Here is a 1,952-nt window from a genome sequence, read left to right as displayed (position 1 = left end):
AGAGATACGGGTATCTATGCTATATCTCTCTACAAGATTCCTCCACACGCTTGACGGAAATGCTTCAGCATTTTAGCACTCACTCGACAGAGTGTATAAGTGCGCCATTCGGAATTTCAAAGCTTCAAATTTCACAGAGAGTGCCCATTTATACACACCCCCTAAATCGTGGTGTGACAATGGGTTCTCGCCGGCTCGAAATCGGTTTGTCATTCTGACAAATAACCCTTCGGGAAATAAAAAAAACGGCTCCATAAAGAGGAACCGTTTTGCTTCAAAAATCACGTTTTGTGTTATACTGGAGAAACGAAATTGTGTTTTCAAAATTGTCATTTTCGACATGATAACTTTTCTCGTAGTGTGGTTTTGCCGAACCCACTACTTTTTTTATGTCTCCGAACTTCATTTCTTCCCGTTCCGGCTTAACAATCCCTTTTGATTTTCGATACATATTCATTCCGGAAGGATACATGTGCAGCCGTCCGCCTTTTAAAAATTTCTTTTCCCGACCTTCTACGATCTTTGTTTGCACCTCACAGCCCTCTGAAGCCACTTTTAAGGCTGTTTCCCTGTCTTGGACATCTTCTAGGTCTATATCAGTCAAATAAGCGCTCAAATAGGCTCCTATGTTGTCTATATCCTTTAATGACTTGATTGTTACAAATCCTAAACCCCATAGACTCCTTAATTCAGCATTTTTAATATAAATCTTATCCAAATCATTAAAGCGCATTAAAACATGACAATGCCAGGCTCCACGTCCTTGTGGCTCTACCACCGATAAATAATCTATCGAACTTTCTTTCTTGTATTTATAACGCAACCTGTCGATAAAATTTTGAAAATCACTATAAAGTTTTTTCGTGTCCGTCATATTTTTCTTGTATGTCAAAGTTATATGTAATTCATTTGGCCGTCCTATAAAATTGTTATTTATCAAATAACGCAGCTTCTTAAAGGTTTGTCTCAAAGAATTATAATTTTCCTGCCGATTTTCCGAATGCTCGAACTCCCGGATCTCCCCAGTAGAGAGGTCTACAAACCTATCCTTGTCCAATTTTTTGATATTATTTTTCCGGTTCATCTTCTCCATATGCTGAACTTCAATGACGTGATTCATAGTGGTCACTTTTACAACATCATTTGGAGCTATGAAAACCGCGTCACCATTGCGTTTATCCATCCATTTCCCCTCAATTTTTCCTGTAATGTTTAATTAAAATCAAGTTAATAATAAAGAACCCCAAATCCGAAGTCAGTTTTTCAACAAAAATTAGCGTCCTTTTCCCAAATAGTCCCTATACAATTCCTTAATAGCAAACTCAATTACAGCATCTTTTGAAACTCTTCCAAATTCATTGTGTTTTGTAAAATGTTCGGCTAATAACTCTAGCTTTTTAAATGTTTCAACAGTAATTCGAGGTCCAATTTGTTTTTTCTCTTCCATCCAAACACACTCCTAACAAGTTGTTAACATAATTCTAACATTGGAAATAATAGAATTCAAGAACAGAAAAAAGAAGCACACTCGGAATGATATTTCGTTTCCTTTTGATTCCGAGCCTCCACCCCTTACAATCCCCAAAGGCAACCGACAAGGGAAAATTCGTCCCTTATCGGCACCTCCGGAAATTGTACAGCAAGGGGTCACTCCCAATAAAAAGACTACGACATATAAAACAGGTTTAGCTTCAGAGAAAAAGAGCATAAGGAAACTCGGTGCCACCCTAAAAAAAAGGGTGTCAAACAGGCTGTGCCTGTTGAGTTTCTATGCTCTTAGAACAGGTGCCGTTTTTGAAGCCAAAGATATAGCATAGATACCCCATAGATATAGCAGGGATATACCAAAATATCTCTAGAGATACGGGTATCTATGCTATATCTCTCTACAAGATTCCTCCACACGCTTGACGGAAATGCTTCAGCATTTTAGCACTCACTCGACAGAGTGT

The 1,952-nt window shown here is 38.2% G+C and carries 2 protein-coding genes; both read right to left on the bottom strand.

Annotated elements, in window-relative coordinates; translation table 11 throughout:
* Positions 1-274: 274 nt before the first annotated feature.
* A complete protein-coding gene (locus ACFXHB_RS44755) occupies positions 275-1,183 on the bottom strand; it encodes a hypothetical protein (protein ID WP_375839305.1) in 909 nt (302 codons plus the stop codon).
* 90 nt (positions 1,184-1,273) lie between these two features.
* Complete coding sequence (locus ACFXHB_RS44750; RefSeq protein ID WP_375839303.1) at positions 1,274-1,447, bottom strand: hypothetical protein; 174 nt, start codon at positions 1,445-1,447, stop codon at positions 1,274-1,276.
* Between the last annotated feature and the right edge of the window lie 505 nt (positions 1,448-1,952).

The organism is Kitasatospora sp. NPDC059327 (genome assembly GCF_042752535.1).
Taxonomy (GTDB): domain Bacteria; phylum Actinomycetota; class Actinomycetes; order Streptomycetales; family Streptomycetaceae; genus Kitasatospora.
Note: the sequence above shows the minus strand (reverse complement) of the source record. Positions and strands in the feature narration are given on the sequence as shown.

What these genes read in the sequence shown, in the direction of transcription:
- ACFXHB_RS44755 (WP_375839305.1), bottom strand. Translation starts at nt 1,183, where the DNA reads ATGGATAAACGCAATGGTGACGCGGTTTTCATAGCTCCAAATGATGTT.
- ACFXHB_RS44750 (WP_375839303.1), bottom strand. Translation starts at nt 1,447, where the DNA reads ATGGAAGAGAAAAAACAAATTGGACCTCGAATTACTGTTGAAACATTT.